The organism is Chitinophaga polysaccharea, assembly GCF_902150045.1.
Classification (GTDB): Bacteria; Bacteroidota; Bacteroidia; order Chitinophagales; family Chitinophagaceae; genus Chitinophaga; species Chitinophaga polysaccharea_A.
Genome location: NZ_CABFVU010000001.1, coordinates 1,255,405 through 1,273,268, shown reverse-complemented (window position 1 = coordinate 1,273,268; position 17,864 = coordinate 1,255,405). Strand labels below are relative to the sequence as shown.

Genomic DNA, 17,864 nt, shown 5'->3' with positions numbered 1-17,864 from the left:
GAACATACATGCAAGTAAGAAAATTCTTATTGGTAGTCAGTTTTCTTATTGGCTTCGTTACCATACTGCAGGCACAGAACATCACAACGCAGCAGTATATCGCCACCTATAAAAACTTAGCCATCGAGGAAATGCGCCGTTCAGGTGTCCCCGCCGCCATCAAACTGGCGCAGGGAATTATAGAAACACAGTCCGGCAACGGTACCCTGTGTTTGCAGTCGAACAACCACTTCGGTATTAAATGTAAAAATACCTGGACCGGCAAAACCATCAAGTACGATGATGACGCAGCCCAGGAATGCTTCCGGGTATACGAATCCGCCCGTGATTCCTACCGTGATCATTCCGATTTCCTGCATGCCAACCCACGCTATGCATTCCTTTTCCAGTTTGACGGGGAAGATTATAAATCCTGGGCCTTTGGTTTGAAACAGGCCGGGTACGCCACCAATAAAACTTATCCACAGCAGCTGATCAAAGTAATTGAAGATTACAACCTTCAGCAATACACGCTGATTGCTATGGGGAAAGATCCTTCCGATGGCGGCGCTGCTTCCGATGGTACCATGTATGCGGAAGTAACGGAAAAAGAAACCAGGACATCCACCGGAAGAAAAAATCATAACAACACTTCCACTGCCGGACCAACCCGCAATTATCCCAAAGGGATCTTTGAAATCAACGGCCGCAAAGCAGTATATGTAAAGGCCGGCAGCTCCCTGATCCAGGTGGCCGACCAGCGTAATATGCGCCTCCGCAAACTGGTGCGCTATAACGATCTGGAGAACGATAATCCGCCTGCAAAAGACATGATCATCTTCTTACAAAAGAAAAGCAAAAAGGGAAACAGGGAATTTCATAACGTAGTGAACGGGGAAACCATGCACGATGTAGCCCAGGCAGAAGGGGTACAGTTAAGATGGTTGCGCCGCCGTAATAAAATGCATGAGGGAGAAGAACCGGCAGCCGGCCAACGGTTAACACTCGATGGCTTTGCTTCCGCAGCACCGCGACTGGCCAAAAATACCAGGGTACTGAAAGAGGAAGACCAGGAACCTCCTGAAGATTTTTCCCCGCGTAAAGCGATTGATGACATTAAAGAAGAAGTAGCTAAAAATACAGCCGGTGGCACTGCTGTACCGGAAACAAAACCTGCGCAGCAGGGTGGCGTACCGGTAGCAATGATAGAAGACCTGAAGAAAGCCGGCCAGGTAACCACCTCCGGCACCGCGGGTACACCAAGGGCATCCACACCGCAACCTGCTCCCCGCCCGGCTACGCCGGCGCCGGTACAGAAATCCAATACGCAGTACCACGATGTGCAGCCGAAAGAAACATTGTATGGCATAGCCAGGATGTATAACAGGTCGGTAAGCCAGCTGCAGGAGTGGAATAACCTGCAGGGATCTGATATCAAAATCGGCCAGCGTTTGCTGGTAAATAAATAAGCAGCGATCTTTTTTTGCTGATGATTGTTAAATAAGGAAATGCAGAAGTATTATGTCAGTGATTAAAGTGCATGACAAAGAGTTCCAACCCTATATTGATGAAGTAGCATTGCAGCAGCGGGTAAAGGAAATGGCGGAACAGATCAACAAAGACCTGCAGGGAGAACGCCCTTTATTCATAGCTATCCTTAACGGCTCATTTATGTTCGCCGCAGATGTGTTTAAATATCTCACTATTGAAGCGGAGATCTCTTTTATTAAACTGGCGTCTTATAAAGGCACCAAATCTACCGGCAACGTGGTGCAGGCCATCGGGCTGGATGAAGATCTTTTCGGGCGCACCGTGGTGATCCTGGAAGATATTGTGGACACCGGCAAAACGCTGAGCCAGTTCCTGCCCCAGCTGGAGCATCAGCAACCCAAAAAATTACTGGTGGCCTCCCTGCTCACAAAGCCGGAGGCAATGGTGCATCCCATCAAAATTGATTACCTGGGCTTTTCCGTTCCCAATAAGTTCCTGCTGGGATATGGCCTCGATTATGATGGCCTGGGCCGGAACCTGCCAGCCATTTACCAGCTGGTGGAAGCAGGGCAGTAATTATTTTTTCCGGGCGCTTGCCCGGAAAAAATCTTAACTTAATACATGCTCAAGTACCTTTTACTCTTTCTTTTTTGGGGTGGAGGGCTGCAGGCGCAAACAATCTGGGTGTCGGGAGCGGTAGAAGACAGTTTATCCCACCGTCCCATTGCAGGAGTACAGGTGAAGGTGATGGATGACACAGTCCATGTAGTCACAAACGCTTTCGGTCTTTTTAAAATTGCTATCCCCACGGCATCTGCCACGTTATTGCTCACGCAAAACGGTTACCAGCCGAAACAGGTAACGGTGCGCAAATACGACAGGCTGTTAATAACGTTGTCGCCTATACGAAAGGATGCGGACCCCGTGGCCCTTGCCAAGGCCCGTTCAAAACTGCAGCATAACAGTAATCCCAATTACGGCAACACCGGTATGGGCACCCGTGCCTTTTACAACGAAACTTACGGCGCTACCTACGAAAATAAATTTGTGCCTGTTTCCACGCACCCGGTATCGGCTTTTGCGCTGGATGTGGACCGGGCTGCCTACAGCAATATCCGCCGCTTCCTGCGGCTGAAAGAACCCGTACCTGTAGATGCAGTGCGCATCGAAGAAATGATCAATTACTTCCACTACGATTACCAGTTGCCGTTAGCCGGTGAAACAATGGCGTTGTACAGTCATTATACCACCTGCCCCTGGGAAAGCGCCCACCGCCTGTTACAGGTGGCCATCCGGGCGAGGGCGCTGGAAACAGACAGCTTTCCCGCCAGCAACCTGGTTTTCCTGCTGGATGTATCCGGTTCTATGGGCACGCCCAATAAGCTGCCCCTGTTACAGGCAGCCTTCCGTATCCTGGTCAATAACCTCCGCCCGGTAGATAAAGTGGCGATAGTAGCCTATGCCGGTGAGCCCGGCGTTATTTTGCCTGCTACTCCCGGGGATCAGAAAGAAAAGATCCTCAATGCAATAGATAACCTCAGCGCCGGTGGCGCCACTGCCGGCGAAGCCGCTATAAAACTCGCCTACCGGATTGCCTCAGAGCAATATATCCCGGGAGGTAACAACCGCGTGATACTGGCCACCGACGGAGATTTTAACGTAGGGCTCAGCAGCGACGATGAAATGGAACAGCTGATCATTGAGCAGAAGGAAAGCGGCGTATTGCTAACCTGCCTGGGCTTCGGCATGGGCAATTACAAGGATTCAAAGCTGCAGTCGTTGTCCAGTAAAGGGAATGGTAATTTTGCTTATATAGACGACCTGGAAGAAGCCAATAAGATATTTGCCCGTGAATTCGGCAGCACCCTGTTCACCATTGCCCGCGATGTGCAGTCGGAAGTATGGTTTAACCCGGCGCTCGTAAAATCGTACAGGCTTATTGGTTATGAGAACAAAGTGCTCCCGGCAGACACTTCTGTGAAAGGGGAGTTCAGCGGAGGAATCATTGGCAGCGGGCATTGTTCCGTGGCATTGTATGAAATTGCCCCTGCGCAAACCGTTACAGATGATACCGTATTGGCTAAGGTGAAAATTTCCTGGCGTGATCCGCAGGATACGGTGATACAGCATTTAACCGGTGTTGTTCCCGCTGCCGTGGAAAATTTTGACAAGGCATCTAACGACTGCCGTTTTGCAGCAGCCGTTGCATTATTTGGGATGGTGTTGCGTAAATCGTCTTACTGCGGTAAAGGCAATGCCGGAATGGTGAGCGATATTGCGCGTCATGCACTGGGACCAGACAAGGGCAACTATCGCCAGGAGTTTTTGAAGATGGTAAAAATGCTGCGCAAAGGAAAGCATTGATCCCTTTATTTTATTAACCGGTAGCACTTCCTGATCATCTTCTGCTGAAAATCAAAAGGCAAGGTCTGATTGGTAATATCCTTAATGCTGGAGGCATTGATCTTATCGGCTTCCAGTACAAACCTGCGATAGTTATTGCTGAAGTAAACAACCCCTTCTTTTTTGGTAGCCAGCAATACTTTATTGAGCATGTCTGCATGATCCCGTTGCACATCGAGGAAATCCTTCATCCGCTTGCTGTTGGAGAAGGTGGGAGGATCTATGATCACCAGGTCGTAGGTATTGAGTTTAAGGGTGTCAAGGAATTGCAATACATCGGCATGTACAAAAGTATGTTTAGGGTTATCAAACCCGTTCAGTTTCATATTTTCTTCCGCCCAGGCCAGGTAGGTTTTGGAAAGATCCACGGATGTTACTTCTGCAGCGCCGCCGGCAGCAGCATATACGGAGAAGGAACCGGTATAGCAGAACAGGTTCAGCACCTTTTTATCTTTTGCTTCTTCTCTTACCATACCACGGGTAATGCGGTGATCGAGGAACAGGCCGGTGTCGAGATAATCGGAAAGGTTCACTTTAAATTGAAGACCCGCTTCATGGGCCGTCATGATATGGCTTTCCAGGCTTAGCTTTTCGTACTGGCTTTTCCTGTTTTCCTTACGCTGCCGTTGTTTTACCCATATCTTATTGGGGGCTACCTCCAGCACTTTACTGATCAGTTCCAGGCAGGTATCGAGCCACTCTTCATGAGCATCTTCTTCCATACCGTGTTTGCGGTGGTATTCTGCAATGTAAACATGATCTTCATATATTTCTATACTGAAAGGGAATTCAGGAATATCATCGTCGTACACCCTATAGCAGGTGATGTTTTGCCGCCTGGCCAGTTTGGAGGTATGCCGGAAAACTTTCGTCAGCCGGTTTTCGAACATCTGCATTTTTTGTTCCATCGCGTGTGGAGTTTAGAGCGCAGTGCGCCTTCGGCGCAGGAAATTTGTCTTGGAGCAGGATTACGCTGATTATACTGATTTGTTTGATTGGATTATGTACCGATTTTAATGATTAAGGGAGATAGGAGCGAGTATCCGCTTATATCTCCCTTAATCATTTATAAAATCCAAAAGTAAAAATCAAGCTAATCAGTATAATCAGCGTAATCCTGCTCCAAGACAATCGCCGAAGGCGATCCCCTTCGCTGCATTAGCTAAATATATCCCTTACCTTTTCGAAGAATCCTTTTTCAGATTTTTCCGGGTTGGGTTTAAAGTTATCGGACGATTGCAATTTATCCAGCATTTCCTTCTCTTCAGCGCTTACATGTTGTGGCGTCCATACGTTCACATGGATCAGCTGATCGCCTTTTTCATATGAATTAACGGAAGGGAATCCTTTGCCTTTCAGGCGGAATATTTTACCGCTTTGTGTACCGGCGGGTATTTTAATTTTGGCTTTCCCGTCGATGGTAGGTACTTCCAGGGAGGTGCCATATACTGCATCGGGGAAAGAGATGTGCAGGTCGTAAGCCACATTGAGTCCATCGCGTTGCAGTTCCTGGTGTGGTTCTTCTTCGATCAGGATGAGCAGATCGCCGGGAGCGCCGCCTCTTTCGCCGGCATTACCTTTACCGCTCATGCTCAGCTGCATGCCTTCCTGAACACCTGCCGGGATATCGATGCTCACCATTTCCTCACCATACATACGGCCTTCACCTTTACAGTGGCCGCATTTGCTGGTAATGATCTGTCCTTCCCCATGACAGGTAGGGCAGGTGGTAACGGTTTGCATTTGTCCGAGAAAAGTTTGGGTAACTTTTCTTACCTGGCCGGAACCGCCACAGGTGTTGCACGACTGGAATGCGTTCTTGTCTTTTGCGCCCAGGCCACCGCAATGCTGGCAGGGTACATATTTCTTTACTTTGATCTTCTTGTTGGCGCCCTTGGCGATCTCCTCGTAGGTAAGACGGATCTTTACCCGGAGGTTGGAGCCACGGGTACCGCGACCACGGCGGTTTCCACCACCACGTGCGCCACCGCCGCCAAAGAAGCTGCCGAAAATATCATCATTACCAAAAATGTCACCGAAGTTGGAGAAAATGTCGTCCATGTTCATTCCACCACCGCCATATCCACCACCACGGTTGCCATTCATACCGGCATGGCCAAAGCGGTCATATTGCGCCCTTTTATCGGGGTCGCTTAATACTTCATAAGCTTCAGCTGCTTCTTTGAATTTTTCTTCTGCCTCCTTGTTATTTGGGTTGCGGTCAGGGTGAAACTGCATAGCCACCTTACGGTAGGCCTTTTTGATTTCATCCTGGGAAGCAGATTTGGCAACAGCCAGAATTTCGTAATAATCTCTCTTGGTAGACATTATAAAAATCACTTAATGCCGGTGCAAGCACCAGCCTTTGTTTCGGTAAAAAATATTGTTTTACGTCATCGCTGGCATAGGTTATTATGCCACATCGTCATTTTATTTGCCCACAATTACCTTAGCATGACGGATCAATTTGTCATTCAGGTAATAACCTGGTTGCAGTTCATCTACTACCTGGCCAACCAGCTCCGGCGTGGGAGCGGGAATTTCGGTAATAGCCTCATGCAGATCCGGATCAAATGGGGTGTGTATACTCTCCATTGGCTTCAGTCCCTTTGCTTGCAGGGTACTTCTCAGTTTATTGAAAACCAGCATTACGCCATCTTTGGCAGCAGCAATGTCTGTGGTATTTTCCAATTGCTTTATGGCTCTGTCGGTATCATCCAGCACATCCAGCAAAGATATGATAACTTCTTTACTGGCTGTTTGCATCAGTTCTATACGTTCCCGGGCAGTACGTTTACGGTAATTGTCAAATTCCGCCTGTAACCGGAGATATTTGTCACGGATCTCGCTTACTTCTTTTTCTTTCTTCTCCAGTTCACTCACTTCTTCTGATTCAGTATTCGTATTTGAACTATTGCTTATATTTTCTTCTGGCATGCTTTCGTTTTCGCTACCAGCGTTAGCCTGACCGTTTGTCTGCATGTCTTTTTCGTTTTCTGTCATAATAAGTAATAATTGTCTGCGCAGATATCCAGTCAATTTCTTTGCCAACAGCGGTTTTGCCGACAAAAAGGCAGAATTGGGGCGAAAAACCAAAGGCTAACCGCTAAATAGCTACCTTTGCCCCTCGAAATACAATAGATGACTAAAGTTTTTTTAAAGAAACAGATACAGAACAGGGTATTACAAGGGCATCCCTGGATTTTCGGCAATGAAGTGGCCGAAATAAAAGGAGATATAAATGCCGGTGATATTGTAGATGTATATACGCATAAAGGTTTTTTCCTGGGCCGCGGGTATATCAACCCCCAGTCGCAGATCCTCGTAAGATTGCTTACCCGTGATAAGAATGAGGAGATCAATCCTGAGTTCTTTTACCGCCGGCTCCTGAAATGCTGGGAGTACCGGCAGAAACTGGGATATGTGGAAAACTGCCGCCTGGTATACGGGGAGGCCGATGATCTGCCTGCACTGGTGATCGATAAGTTCAATGATTACTTCGTTATACAGACACTCGCATTGGGTATGGAAAAATGGAAAGATGCCATCGTGGATGCCATCAACCGTATTTTTTCTCCCAAAGGGATCTATGAGAGAAATGATGTGCCTGTAAGGGAGCTGGAAGGGATGACCCAGCAGAAGGGCTTTCTCAGCGCGCCTTTCGACACTAACCTGATCATTAATGAGAACGGGTTGAAGTTCCATGTGGATGTAGTGAATGGCCAGAAAACCGGTTATTTCCTGGACCAGCAGGATAACCGCCGTGAGATCCGTCATATTGTAAAGGGCGCCGATGTAATGGAGGCCTTTTGCTATACCGGTACTTTTTCCTGCCACGCTGGTTTTTACGGCGCCAAAAGTGTGCTGGGACTCGATATTTCCGAAACAGCCGTAAGCACCGCCCGCCGGAATGCAGAGCTGAATAACCTGCAGAACATTTGCCAGTTCCAGGCAGTGAACGCATTTGATCAGCTGAAACAGTGGACAAAAGAGGAGAAGAAATTCGATGTGGTAATATTGGATCCTCCGGCCTTTACTAAAAGCCGTGAAAATATCTCCAAGGCTGTAACGGGTTATAAGGAAATCAATCTTCGCGGAATGAAATTGCTGAAGCCGGGCGGCTTCCTGGTAACGGCTTCCTGCACCAACCTGGTATCGCCCGACCTGTTCCTGCAAACCATTGACGCTGCGGCAAAGGATGCAAAGAAAAGACTGCGCCAGGTAACTTTCCAGACGCAGGCACAGGACCATCCTATCCTGAGAAATATTGAGAACACTACTTACCTGAAATTCCTGATCGTAGAAGTTTCCTGATAAGGACAATTATTAAAAAAGAAAAAGTCACGATCTAAACCGTGACTTTTTCTTTTTATTTTGATGCCAGATATATCTATATCTACTTTACAACATTGAATTTCCCGGATTCTACCAGGTTGCCCCGCTGATCCCGTAACTGGAAAATGTATAAACCATTATAATAATTATCCAGGCTAACCGTTGTTTTAGAACTGATGCCTTTTAACTGATCTATTTTTTTTCCGAGGAAATTATATACAATAAGATCGTACAAGCGATCGTTATTATGTTGTTGAACTTCAAATGTTATGACGGTTGTAGCTGGATTGGGATATAACTTCACAATTTTGCTACCCCCCTCCGTGTTTGGTTGGGATTTATCGCTTTGAGCCTTACCTATGCTGGTAAAAAGGCTGAAAACCATTATGAGAATCAGGGTAGAGGTTTTCCACATAGTATTATAAAAATAAAGTTTTTTTCAAATATTTCCTAATTTTTTGTTTGATAAATTCAGCCCGTCCAAGGCCCACGTGTCCTTACATAAAAATAACAAACTACAGGCCATTTTGTTAGCTTTTTCTCACATTTTATGTAATTTTTAACGCTAGAAAGTTTATTTTCATAAATAATTGATTTATAATAGTTTAAAATCTGGGACAATTTACGCTTTCCAGTGTCGAGTTCCGGCTGTTCAGGAAACCCTTGAAAACCAGTGAAATTTCGAAGCCTCCAAACGTCTGGCTGGCAGTTCTCAGCTTTGAAATATTGGTGTCGTAACTCATTCCTACCTCGTATTTATCCATATCAATTTTGATGGTGGGGATAATGGCATCGTTCCACCTGAGGAAGAGGCCGCCATAAATAGCCCTGGTCGATTCCAGTCCCTGGTCCATCAGGCCGTACCCGATTAATGCACCGCCAATATATTCCGAATAGGTGCCCTGGTGTAACTGGTTGTAGTGGGCGATCACCTTCAGCCTCTCATCTACTGGTATTGTAATACCCGCATTAAAGGTCAGCTTGGGGTGCAGCTCAATATTCTGATCATTGTAGAAAGAAATTTTAGCACGGTTAAAATGGAAGTAACCGGCCCCGATAAAATAATTCACATCTTCCCCAATCACACTGTTGTAGCTCAATCCCACGCCGGCATCCAGGTAGCTGTAGCCTTTCAGCGCCAGCTTGCCTTCCTCCCCTGTGGCGTTGGCAGGATCAAAACGCCCGTTGGTATACTGGTTGTTGAAGGTCATGTTGGTAGGATCGAATTGCCGTTGTACAAACCCGCCCATGAATCCCATGGAGAGGAAACTGCTTTTATCCCCGTTGAGGGATTTGTGATAGTTGATGGCAGGGAAGATCTGTGTGGACTGTAGTTTGGATGTTCCTGCACGGTCGTAGGTAAGCTGTAAGCCCGTGGTAATATAATCGTTGCTGCGGCCCACCGGGAATTTTATTTCACCGCTTACCGTACCGGTCTGGTAGGGAATGGTAACGCTGTTCCACTGGTTGCGGTATACGGCCTGTACACGCACATCGCCGTTGAAAATGCCTATCAATGCAGGATTGCGGAGAACAGGCGTTTCATAGAACTGTGAAAGATGTATATCCTGGGCATACAGCGGAGTTGCATACGTGATGCAAACAATCGACAGTAATACGCGGTATATGGTTTTCATGTTAGCCAGGTTAAATAATTATCTGAGTAATGTTACGTTGCCTTTCATCTTAAAAAATTCATTGGTATCACAATATGCTTCAATGAAGTAGATATATACATCTGATGGTTGGGGCTTGCCATTAAAGGAGCCGTTCCATCCTGTGCTGATATCATCAATGTTGATCCGTTCACGGTGATATACTTCCTGTCCCCAGCGGTTAAAGATCCGGAACGTTTTTATAAGGCTGATGCCCTTTCCGCGTGGATAGAATATATCATTTTGCCCGTCGCCATTCGGGCTGAAAGTGTTGGGAATAAACACCACATCGGTATTACAAACGAGGTCCACATTCATGATGTCACTTTTCGTGCATCCGTATTGGTTAGTGCCGGTAATACTGTAGGTAATGGGTTTCCTGACAGCGGCAGTAACATAAGGAGAGCTGGTGTTATCCAGGTAATCATCCGGGCTCCATTTCCATTTTACAATATCGGGGCTGCCACTGGCCATCAGCCGCACAACATCTCCCACCATTACCGTTTGGTCTTTACCTGCATTTACATGTGGTACCGGTTTTACAGCTACTTTTACAGACAGTGGCGCGCTCATCGGGCAAATGGCATCGTTGGTGCCGGTTACCTGGTAAGTGATATCTGCTATGGGTGTGGTTACCGGGTTGGCAATGGTATTATTGGTTAAACCGGTAACAGGCGTCCAGTTGTAGATAGCAGCGCCTGTTGCTTTCAGTTGCACCGAAGTACCGTAACAGGCAATGGTATCATTGTTTACGGTAAGATTTACTTTAGGTACCACCACCACATCTGTAGAATCAAATACCGTACAACCGTATACGTTAGATGCCTGAACCAGGTAACGGGTATTTACCAACGGAGAGGCAACAGGATCTGTACAGAGCACACAACTGAGCTGAGTGGCGGTAAGCCATTGAACAGTGCCGTCGGATAAGGCGTTGAGGTTAACGCTGTTTCCTTCGCAGATCTTTGGCTGACTGGCAGCTGCTTTTACAACCGGTGTAGGATGAATATTAATGGTTTTAGTGACAGAGTCCCTGCAATTACGGGCATCGGTTACCACCAGCTTTACTGCCTGTCCGCCGGAAGTACTGTACTTACCGGCTGGCGGCGTTTGGGCAGTGGAGCTCTGGCCGTTGCCCAGGTCCCAGTACCAGTTTGCAATCGGGATATTGGGTGAGGTAACAGTATTGTTGATAAAGCTTACCGGCTGGCCTGCACAGGTAACGGGGCCGGTGGTAAAATCAGCCTGCGGCGCCAGAATATCAATATCATCCGGTTTATACACAATATCATCACAATAGGCGGGATCATTATAACGAATGGTGAGCTGGTTATCGAAGGTGCCTGCAGTGGCCCATGTTTTTATATAGGTCTGATCCGTGGAAGTAAACGTAGTGCCGTCCCCAAACTGCCAGGTGTAGCTGGATACCAGCCCCAGTGGTACGTTCAGTACGCCATAGGTGGCTTTGCTGCCGCGGCAGACAGAGCTGACGCCTGCGGTAAAATCTGCCCGGAAATAATACACCGTCCGGAAACTGCTGTGGTTACAGTTGTTGTCTATCTCTCCTATAGTAAGACGAACGGTATAGTTACCAGGTGTTGTATAATTATGCACCGCATCCCGGGTGTTTACCAGCGGGGAGTTGTCGCCAAAATCCCACTGGTAGGTAGAGTTGGCGCTGGTGCCGATGGAATTATTGGTGAAGATGAATTTACTTTTATCATTGCAGTCACGTACTACGGAGAACTGTGATACCGGCCCGGTTACAGTTACAGTGGCAGGTGGCGCATCGGTGAAACAGCCATTACTGCCGGCTTTCATTTGTATTGTAAGGGTACCGTTGACATTAAAGGAATGCCGGATATCGTTGTTGCTGCCGGATGCCGTTTGCCCGTCCCCGAAATCCCAGCTGTAGGTGTCGGCGAAGCCGGCGTTGGCCAGTAGTCTTACCGGGGCGCCTGTGCAGGTGCTTTCCGGCGATACGGTGAAGCTCACATTGGAAGGAGGATTGCCTGTATGTACAAATTTATCGAAGGAGGCAGTTACCACACATTGCCCCTGTGTAGTAACGGTAACGCCTATATCATAAGTGCCGGTTTGTGTATAAGTGTGGTTTACATTGCCACCGGTGGTGGATTGAGTAGTGCCATCCCCGAAGTTCCAGGCCCATGATACTACGGGGTCACTGATATCGTTGGTGGAAACAGCCGTAAAGGCTGCAGTGAAAGGCACGCACCCGGAAAGCGGTGTTGACATGGTAATTTGTGGCAATGAAATATCGATGCAGGCGGCTTTCTTCAACGTGGCCGTACATCCGTTACTGTTAGTAACGGTGAGGGTCACATCATATTTGCCGGCCTGCGTATATTGATGAGGTATATAAGCGTTACTGGTAGTAACCGGAGCAGTACCATCGCCAAAATCCCAGGTCCGGCTGGCCGCGCCTGTTGTGGCATCGGTGAAATTGGCGGTGAATACTTTGCAGCTTTTTGTTACATCTGCCGAAAAAACCACCTGTGGGGTGGCACCTACTACAAGTTCCCTCCAGTAAGTGCTGGTGGTTGTTCCCCCGCTTACTTTATACACTGCTTCCAGGGTGATTTTTACGGGCCCGCCACTGGTATAAGTTACCTGAGGATGCTCTTCATGTGATGTTCTGCCATCACCAAAATCCCAATTATAGGTAAGAGGTGTGCCGGTGCTTGTATTTCTCAGGGTAAGTGTAACCGGTGTACAAAGGCTACCCGGCGAAGCGGTATAGGTGAAGTCGGCCTTCTGTGCCAGTAAGGAGTTGGCCTGCAAAAGGGATATGAGCAGTAAGGTCCAAAAACACTTTGCCTGTAGGTATTTCATAGGGTGCACAGGTTTTCCATAGACTAAATGACTACACAAATTAGTAAAAAACACATATATAATTTTTTTGATTTTCGGAATTTTCCGTACCGGGGGATGAAAATGCGGCGGAGTGCCTGCAAATCAATAACATCGGCGACAAAAAATCCGTTGGCAATGTTTTACCTGATCAGTGTAACATTCCCTTTCAGCAGGTTCACAGCGCCTTTATCACACACTACTTCCACATAGTATACAAATACATCCGGGTTCAGGGCAGTGCCTTTGTAACGCCCATCCCATCCGGACGAAGGATCATTGGTGTTCACACCGCTGCGTTCAAATACCAGTTGCCCCCAGCGGTTAAAGATCCGGAAAACACGGATGGATTGCATGCCCTGACCGCACACATAGAATATATCATTCTGACCATCGCCATTGGGTGAGAAAGTGTTTGGGATGAATATATTGCCTTCATTACACACCAGTTTGATGGCTATATCATCGGTACTTTCGCAACCAAAACGGTTGGTAACCTTTACATGGTAGGTGATATCATCTGTTGGGGTAGCCGTTGGCGTCAGGCAGTTGTAACAGCTCAGGCCTGTTACAGGCGTCCATTCGGTTTTAATAATGTCGTCGCTTCCTGTTACGGGCAACGGAATAACAGAACCGGTGGCAATCACCATGTCCGGGCCGGCGTTCACTACCGGCGCCGCACGTACGTAAACTTTTGCCAGCACCGTATCTGTAAAACAGCTGCTGTTATTATAACCTACTACCTGGTAAGTGATGGTACCATCAGGACTGGCCACTGGGTCGGCGACATCGGCCCGGTTCAATCCCCTGGCGGGAATCCACTGGTAGCGCAAGGCGCCGCCTGCATTCATTTTTACGCTTTCGCCGGCGCATATTTCCGCATCCTGTGCATATATTCTGAAAGGCTGGGTAACCGTAACGGCCACTTCGCCTGTATTCGTGCAGCCGTATTCGTTAGTTGCTGTAACATGATATACTGTATCGATATCCGGCCTTACCTGTGGTGATATACTGGCCACATCGGAGATGTTGTAATCAGTCCAGTTCACCATTACATTGGCGGTAGTATTTGCCTGCAGCTGTAGTACAGCACCGCGGCAGATAGTAGCGGTGGCAGGGGAAGGGTTTAATAACGGTGAAGGATGTACGATCATTTCAGCAGTAGCCTCTGATGGACAGGAGCCATCCCCGTTGGTAATTCTTAATACTACCGGTATGGTGCCTGTGCTGTTTAACAGTATTTCCGGCGGAGCAGGCACGTCGTATGTTTGCCCCGTACCGAGGCTCCACAGCCATTTGGTGCCCGCAATGTTTTTGCTGTCGCTGCCGGATAGCTGTACTTTGCCGGATACGCAAAGTGGGGCAATGGGTGCAATGACAGCTGCTGGCTGAGGGGGAATTACCACCGGCAACGTCTTCTCGTTTATACAGCCATAAGCGCTGGTTACCACCAGCTTAACGTTGGTAGTACCGGGCCGGGGATAATTGAACAATCCATTCAGGCCTGTGGCATTATTATCCGGGTTGCCCGGTACGCCAAAATCCCAGCTGTTAGCGAAATCCAGGCCAAGCGAATCTTTCGTTAACGTTTTACTTTTATTGGTAAATGTAACTTCCCCACCACCACATACCTGGAAATCGTTCGTAACGAAATCTGCTATTGCCTGATCCACGATGATCTTATCATTTCCTTCTGCTTTAACCACGCAACCCTGGTTGTCGAGTAATGACACGCGTGGATAATAGATACCTGCTTTCGTATAGGTGTGTGCGGGAGAAACCGGTGTGGTGGAAGTGAGCACGGTACCATCATCAAAATCCCACATATAGCTGTCTGTTTTAACAGAAGTGGCGCTGATACTTACCCTTAAAGGTACGCAGCCCTGGGTTGGCGTGGTTTTCATATTGCCGTCGGGTCCTTTGATGGTGATGGGCAGCGTAGCCGTACTGGAGCAGCCCCCTTCGGAATATACCGTTAGTACTACATCATAGGTACGGGCGCGTGCGTAAATATGTACGTCCGGATCGTTTTTGGAAGAAGTGCCATTGTCCCCGAAATTCCAGCTGGAGCTTACAAAATCCGTTGAGGTGTTTGTGAATAACACTTTCACCGGTGGGCACAGATCCAGGTTGTCCGGAATAGTAAAAGAAGCTTTGGGATCAGGAACGGTGACCACATTTGTTTTGGTGATTTCATCCGTGCAGCCTGCAGGAGTGGTTACCTTCAGGGTTACATTGTATTTACCCGGCGCACTGTATACCTTTACAGGCCTGTTGCCGGAGCCGGTGGTATTGTCGCCGAAGTTCCAGGCATAGTTCTGGATAGTGCCTTGCGACTGATCCACAAACGTGAAGGATTTATCAAGACAGGCAATATTGGAGGGTACCATGAAATCGGCCTTCACCCTGTCGAAACGGATCACCTTCTGCACTTTTACCACACAGCTGAACTTATCGGTTACCGTTAATGAAACCGTATAATCGTTAGCGTTAGTATAAGTATGCTTTATATCAATTGGTTGTGTGGTGTAATTTTCTTTATTGCTCTGATCGCCGAAGTCCCATTGCCAGTTGAGGATACTGTTGCCACTGTTCACAGTAGATCTATCAGTGAAGCTGAAGATCTCATCTTTGCATCTTTTACCGGTATAATCAAAATCAGGCGTAGCGCCGTTCACATCAATGCTTGCTGGCGGCGCCTGGCGGGTGCAGCTGTTCTTGTCTGTAATGGTGAGCCTGATGGTGAAGGTGCCTGTTTGATTATAGGTATGCGCAATACCTGTGGCCGGATCAAAATTATAGGCCGGTATATTTTGTATGGGGCTGCCATCTCCCCAATCCCAGCTGTATTCATTGATATTCGAATTATTTAGTGGTCCTAACGATATATAAATATTTTCGCCCCTGCATATTCCTGGTTTATCGGGAGTAATGACTGGTTTTTCATCGATGATGTTAACCGATTGGGTAGTGGTGGATGTACAGATCCCGTTATCGATAGTAAGCCGCACCTGTTTCAAACCCGTTGTCTGGTATTTGAAATCCGGATGCTGATCTGTAGAAGTGGCGCCGTTTTCGCCAAATTCCCATAACCATGTTTTTATGGGCGTAGGGATTGGGCCGAAGGTAGAGTTGTCGGTAAATTTCCGGTGATAGGGATCCACGCAATCGGGGGGTGTTTCAAACCTTGCAACAGGTGGAATGATCTGGATATAATTTCGTTTTATTAACTGTTCAATACACCCGTTGTTGTTTACCACGAGGATAATGTCGTGGTTACCGATTTCATTAAAAGTATGATTAGGGTTTTCTTCTGTGCTGGTGCTGTTATCCTGTACAAACGTCCATATCCAGGAAGTACCGCGGGGAACAGAAAGGTTAGTGAACTGCACCGGATCTTTAGCGCATGATTTCAGAGGAGTGGCAGAAAAATCCACCACCGGCCTTGTTCCGGCCATGATGATGGTGGTACCGCTGGCCGTACATCCGCTGGCCGTTGTTACTGTAACAGTAACAGAGAAAGTGCCCTGGGTGGTGAAAATATGGTGTGGCCTTGCTGCGGTGGAAGTGGCGCCATCTCCGAAATTCCACTGATAGCTAACAATGGGATCTGTAACATCCAGTTCTGCATAGAAATCTACAGGTAACGGAATACAGCCTTCGGTGATATTGCGGTAAATACTGAGATTAGGTTTCGCAATATTGATATACCCGGGAAGGGTGATGGTTTTATTGCAGCCGGAGGCGTTTGATGCAGTAAGAGTAACCGTAAAGGATCCTTCGCGGGTATAAGTGTGGGAAGGATTTTCCAGGGTAGAAACAACGCCATCGCCAAAGTTCCAGTTCCAGGAAGTAGCGTTAACCGATTGAGCGCTGAATTGTGTAGTAAAAGGAGTATTACAGGCGCTGAGCGGTGTAGCCATCGGGTTGATCTGCGGAGAGGGATTGATGTGAATGGTTTGCTGTGTTTCCTCCATGCAACTGCCAAGCGTAGCCTGCATTTTTACGATATAGTCGCCCGGTGTGGCAAATTGTTTGATGGCATTGGCAGTGGTTTGTATGGTACCATCGGGGAATGCCCATGTTACCTGACCGGGAACCGGTTGTGTGGTATTGGTGAAGTTAACCGGTTGATCTGCACATGGAGTGGAAAACGTAAACGCCGGTTTTACTTTTTCAATAGAAATATAATCTGTTTTGGTGAGCGGAACAGTGCACCCGCCTGAAGTGACAGCCGTTAATTTTACTGTAAAGCGGCCTTCCCTTGTATAGGTGTACTGGTTGGCTGTGCCCGTGGAACCATCGCCATAATCCCACGTATAGGTAACCGGATCAGGGGAGTTGTTGATGGTATTATTAAAGAAGGTGACGGCAAACGGAGTGGTGCAGCTTTGGGTTTTGTCTGCCGAAAAAACAGGTGTAGGCGCGCTCTGTATTTTTACGGGTTCAGGACCTTTGAATGCCGTACAGCCGTAACTGTTAGTAACTGCGCTGAGCACATTATAAGTACCCGCCTGTGTATATGTGTGCGTTACATTGGCGCCAACCGCGCCGCCTCCATCGCCGAAATCCCAGGTAATATCTGCAATGCTGCCATCACCGGGTGTTGAAAGATCCCTGAATGTAGCCATGAAGGGCGCGCACCCGGTAGTATTAAGTATGCTGAAGTTGACCACCGGTTTATTATACACCTGGATATCAAGCTGTTTTACGATGACATTGGCGCCATAGGTAGCCGTCAGTTTAACATGGTAGATCCCGGGATCCTGGAATGTTTTGGAAGGAGTGAGGTCGTTGGTAACATTGGCGCCAAGTCCGAAGTCCCATTCAATCTGCTGGTAGCCGGGGTCCGCTGCAGCGGTAAAGTTTACCAGGAAAGGAGGACATCCGGCTTTTTTATCTGCATTGATGGTAACTGATTGTGCGCGGACAGTCGGTGCCGTCAGCAGCCAAAACAAAATATGTTTAATGACAATCCGTAAATAATAGCGTAGGCTTTTCATGGCATAGGTTGGCGTTAAGGCCGTTTCACAGGTATCTTCAAAGCATAAAAATAACAATAATGTTTGGAAAAGCGATGTATTTATGTATGTGGCTGAATGGCCGTAACTTAGCATAAAAAGAGTTCCG

General features: G+C 47.6%; 11 protein-coding genes. 4 read left to right on the top strand and 7 right to left on the bottom strand.

Features of this window, described 5'->3' with window-relative positions; genetic code table 11:
- Window positions 1-8 precede the first annotated feature (8 nt).
- The 3 genes from FN124_RS05095 to FN124_RS05085 are packed head-to-tail and all read left to right on the top strand — an operon-like array spanning window position 9 to window position 3,834.
- Window positions 9-1,448, top strand: a complete 1,440-nt coding sequence (locus FN124_RS05095; protein ID WP_142683681.1) for a glucosaminidase domain-containing protein — start codon at window positions 9-11, stop codon at window positions 1,446-1,448.
- Between the two features lie 52 nt (window positions 1,449-1,500).
- Window positions 1,501-2,046 carry a hypoxanthine phosphoribosyltransferase gene (gene hpt, locus FN124_RS05090; protein WP_142683680.1) on the top strand — a complete coding sequence of 182 codons (546 nt, stop codon included), beginning with the start codon at window positions 1,501-1,503 and terminating at the stop codon, window positions 2,044-2,046.
- A 45-nt stretch (window positions 2,047-2,091) separates the two neighbouring features.
- The gene (locus tag FN124_RS05085) at window positions 2,092-3,834 is read left to right on the top strand and encodes a YfbK domain-containing protein (protein WP_142683679.1); all 1,743 of its coding nucleotides are present in this window, start codon (window positions 2,092-2,094) and stop codon (window positions 3,832-3,834) included.
- Window positions 3,835-3,839: 5 nt separating this feature from the next.
- On the opposite strand, the gene FN124_RS05080 is transcribed toward FN124_RS05085, so the two are convergent.
- The 3 genes from FN124_RS05080 to FN124_RS05070 form a co-directional block, all read right to left on the bottom strand.
- Window positions 3,840-4,781, bottom strand: a complete 942-nt coding sequence (locus tag FN124_RS05080; RefSeq protein ID WP_260607331.1) for a class I SAM-dependent methyltransferase — start codon at window positions 4,779-4,781, stop codon at window positions 3,840-3,842.
- Window positions 4,782-5,031: 250 nt separating this feature from the next.
- Window positions 5,032-6,201, bottom strand: a complete 1,170-nt coding sequence (gene dnaJ / locus FN124_RS05075; protein WP_142683678.1) for a molecular chaperone DnaJ — start codon at window positions 6,199-6,201, stop codon at window positions 5,032-5,034.
- Between the two features lie 102 nt (window positions 6,202-6,303).
- The gene (locus FN124_RS05070; protein WP_260607330.1) at window positions 6,304-6,876 is read right to left on the bottom strand and encodes a nucleotide exchange factor GrpE; all 573 of its coding nucleotides are present in this window, start codon (window positions 6,874-6,876) and stop codon (window positions 6,304-6,306) included.
- Between the two features lie 138 nt (window positions 6,877-7,014).
- On the opposite strand from FN124_RS05070, the gene FN124_RS05065 reads away from it, so the two are divergent.
- On the top strand, window positions 7,015-8,187 hold the full coding sequence (locus FN124_RS05065; protein ID WP_142683677.1) for a class I SAM-dependent rRNA methyltransferase: 1,173 nt from the start codon (window positions 7,015-7,017) through the stop codon (window positions 8,185-8,187).
- An 82-nt stretch (window positions 8,188-8,269) separates the two neighbouring features.
- Here FN124_RS05065 and FN124_RS05060 read toward each other — a convergent pair whose 3' ends face one another.
- The 4 genes from FN124_RS05060 to FN124_RS05045 form a co-directional block, all read right to left on the bottom strand.
- Window positions 8,270-8,593 carry a T9SS type A sorting domain-containing protein gene (locus FN124_RS05060; RefSeq protein WP_260607439.1) on the bottom strand — a complete coding sequence of 108 codons (324 nt, stop codon included), beginning with the start codon at window positions 8,591-8,593 and terminating at the stop codon, window positions 8,270-8,272.
- A 220-nt stretch (window positions 8,594-8,813) separates the two neighbouring features.
- The gene (locus FN124_RS05055; protein ID WP_142683675.1) at window positions 8,814-9,845 is read right to left on the bottom strand and encodes a PorP/SprF family type IX secretion system membrane protein; all 1,032 of its coding nucleotides are present in this window, start codon (window positions 9,843-9,845) and stop codon (window positions 8,814-8,816) included.
- An 18-nt stretch (window positions 9,846-9,863) separates the two neighbouring features.
- Window positions 9,864-12,716: a PKD domain-containing protein gene (locus FN124_RS05050; protein WP_142683674.1), complete on the bottom strand. Its 2,853-nt coding sequence runs from the start codon at window positions 12,714-12,716 to the stop codon at window positions 9,864-9,866.
- A 161-nt stretch (window positions 12,717-12,877) separates the two neighbouring features.
- Window positions 12,878-17,737, bottom strand: a complete 4,860-nt coding sequence (locus FN124_RS05045; protein WP_185937094.1) for a PKD domain-containing protein — start codon at window positions 17,735-17,737, stop codon at window positions 12,878-12,880.
- Window positions 17,738-17,864: the final 127 nt, after the last annotated feature.

Excerpts from the sequence above, each read along its gene's own strand:
- FN124_RS05095 (WP_142683681.1), top strand. The coding sequence starts at position 9 with ATGCAAGTAAGAAAATTCTTATTGGTAGTCAGTTTTCTTATTGGCTTC.
- hpt (WP_142683680.1), top strand. The coding sequence starts at position 1,501 with ATGTCAGTGATTAAAGTGCATGACAAAGAGTTCCAACCCTATATTGAT.
- FN124_RS05085 (WP_142683679.1), top strand. The coding sequence starts at position 2,092 with ATGCTCAAGTACCTTTTACTCTTTCTTTTTTGGGGTGGAGGGCTGCAG.
- FN124_RS05080 (WP_260607331.1), bottom strand. The coding sequence starts at position 4,781 with ATGGAACAAAAAATGCAGATGTTCGAAAACCGGCTGACGAAAGTTTTC.
- dnaJ (WP_142683678.1), bottom strand. The coding sequence starts at position 6,201 with ATGTCTACCAAGAGAGATTATTACGAAATTCTGGCTGTTGCCAAATCT.
- FN124_RS05070 (WP_260607330.1), bottom strand. The coding sequence starts at position 6,876 with ATGACAGAAAACGAAAAAGACATGCAGACAAACGGTCAGGCTAACGCT.
- FN124_RS05065 (WP_142683677.1), top strand. The coding sequence starts at position 7,015 with ATGACTAAAGTTTTTTTAAAGAAACAGATACAGAACAGGGTATTACAA.
- FN124_RS05060 (WP_260607439.1), bottom strand. The coding sequence starts at position 8,593 with ATGGTTTTCAGCCTTTTTACCAGCATAGGTAAGGCTCAAAGCGATAAA.
- FN124_RS05055 (WP_142683675.1), bottom strand. The coding sequence starts at position 9,845 with ATGAAAACCATATACCGCGTATTACTGTCGATTGTTTGCATCACGTAT.
- FN124_RS05050 (WP_142683674.1), bottom strand. The coding sequence starts at position 12,716 with ATGAAATACCTACAGGCAAAGTGTTTTTGGACCTTACTGCTCATATCC.
- FN124_RS05045 (WP_185937094.1), bottom strand. The coding sequence starts at position 17,737 with ATGAAAAGCCTACGCTATTATTTACGGATTGTCATTAAACATATTTTG.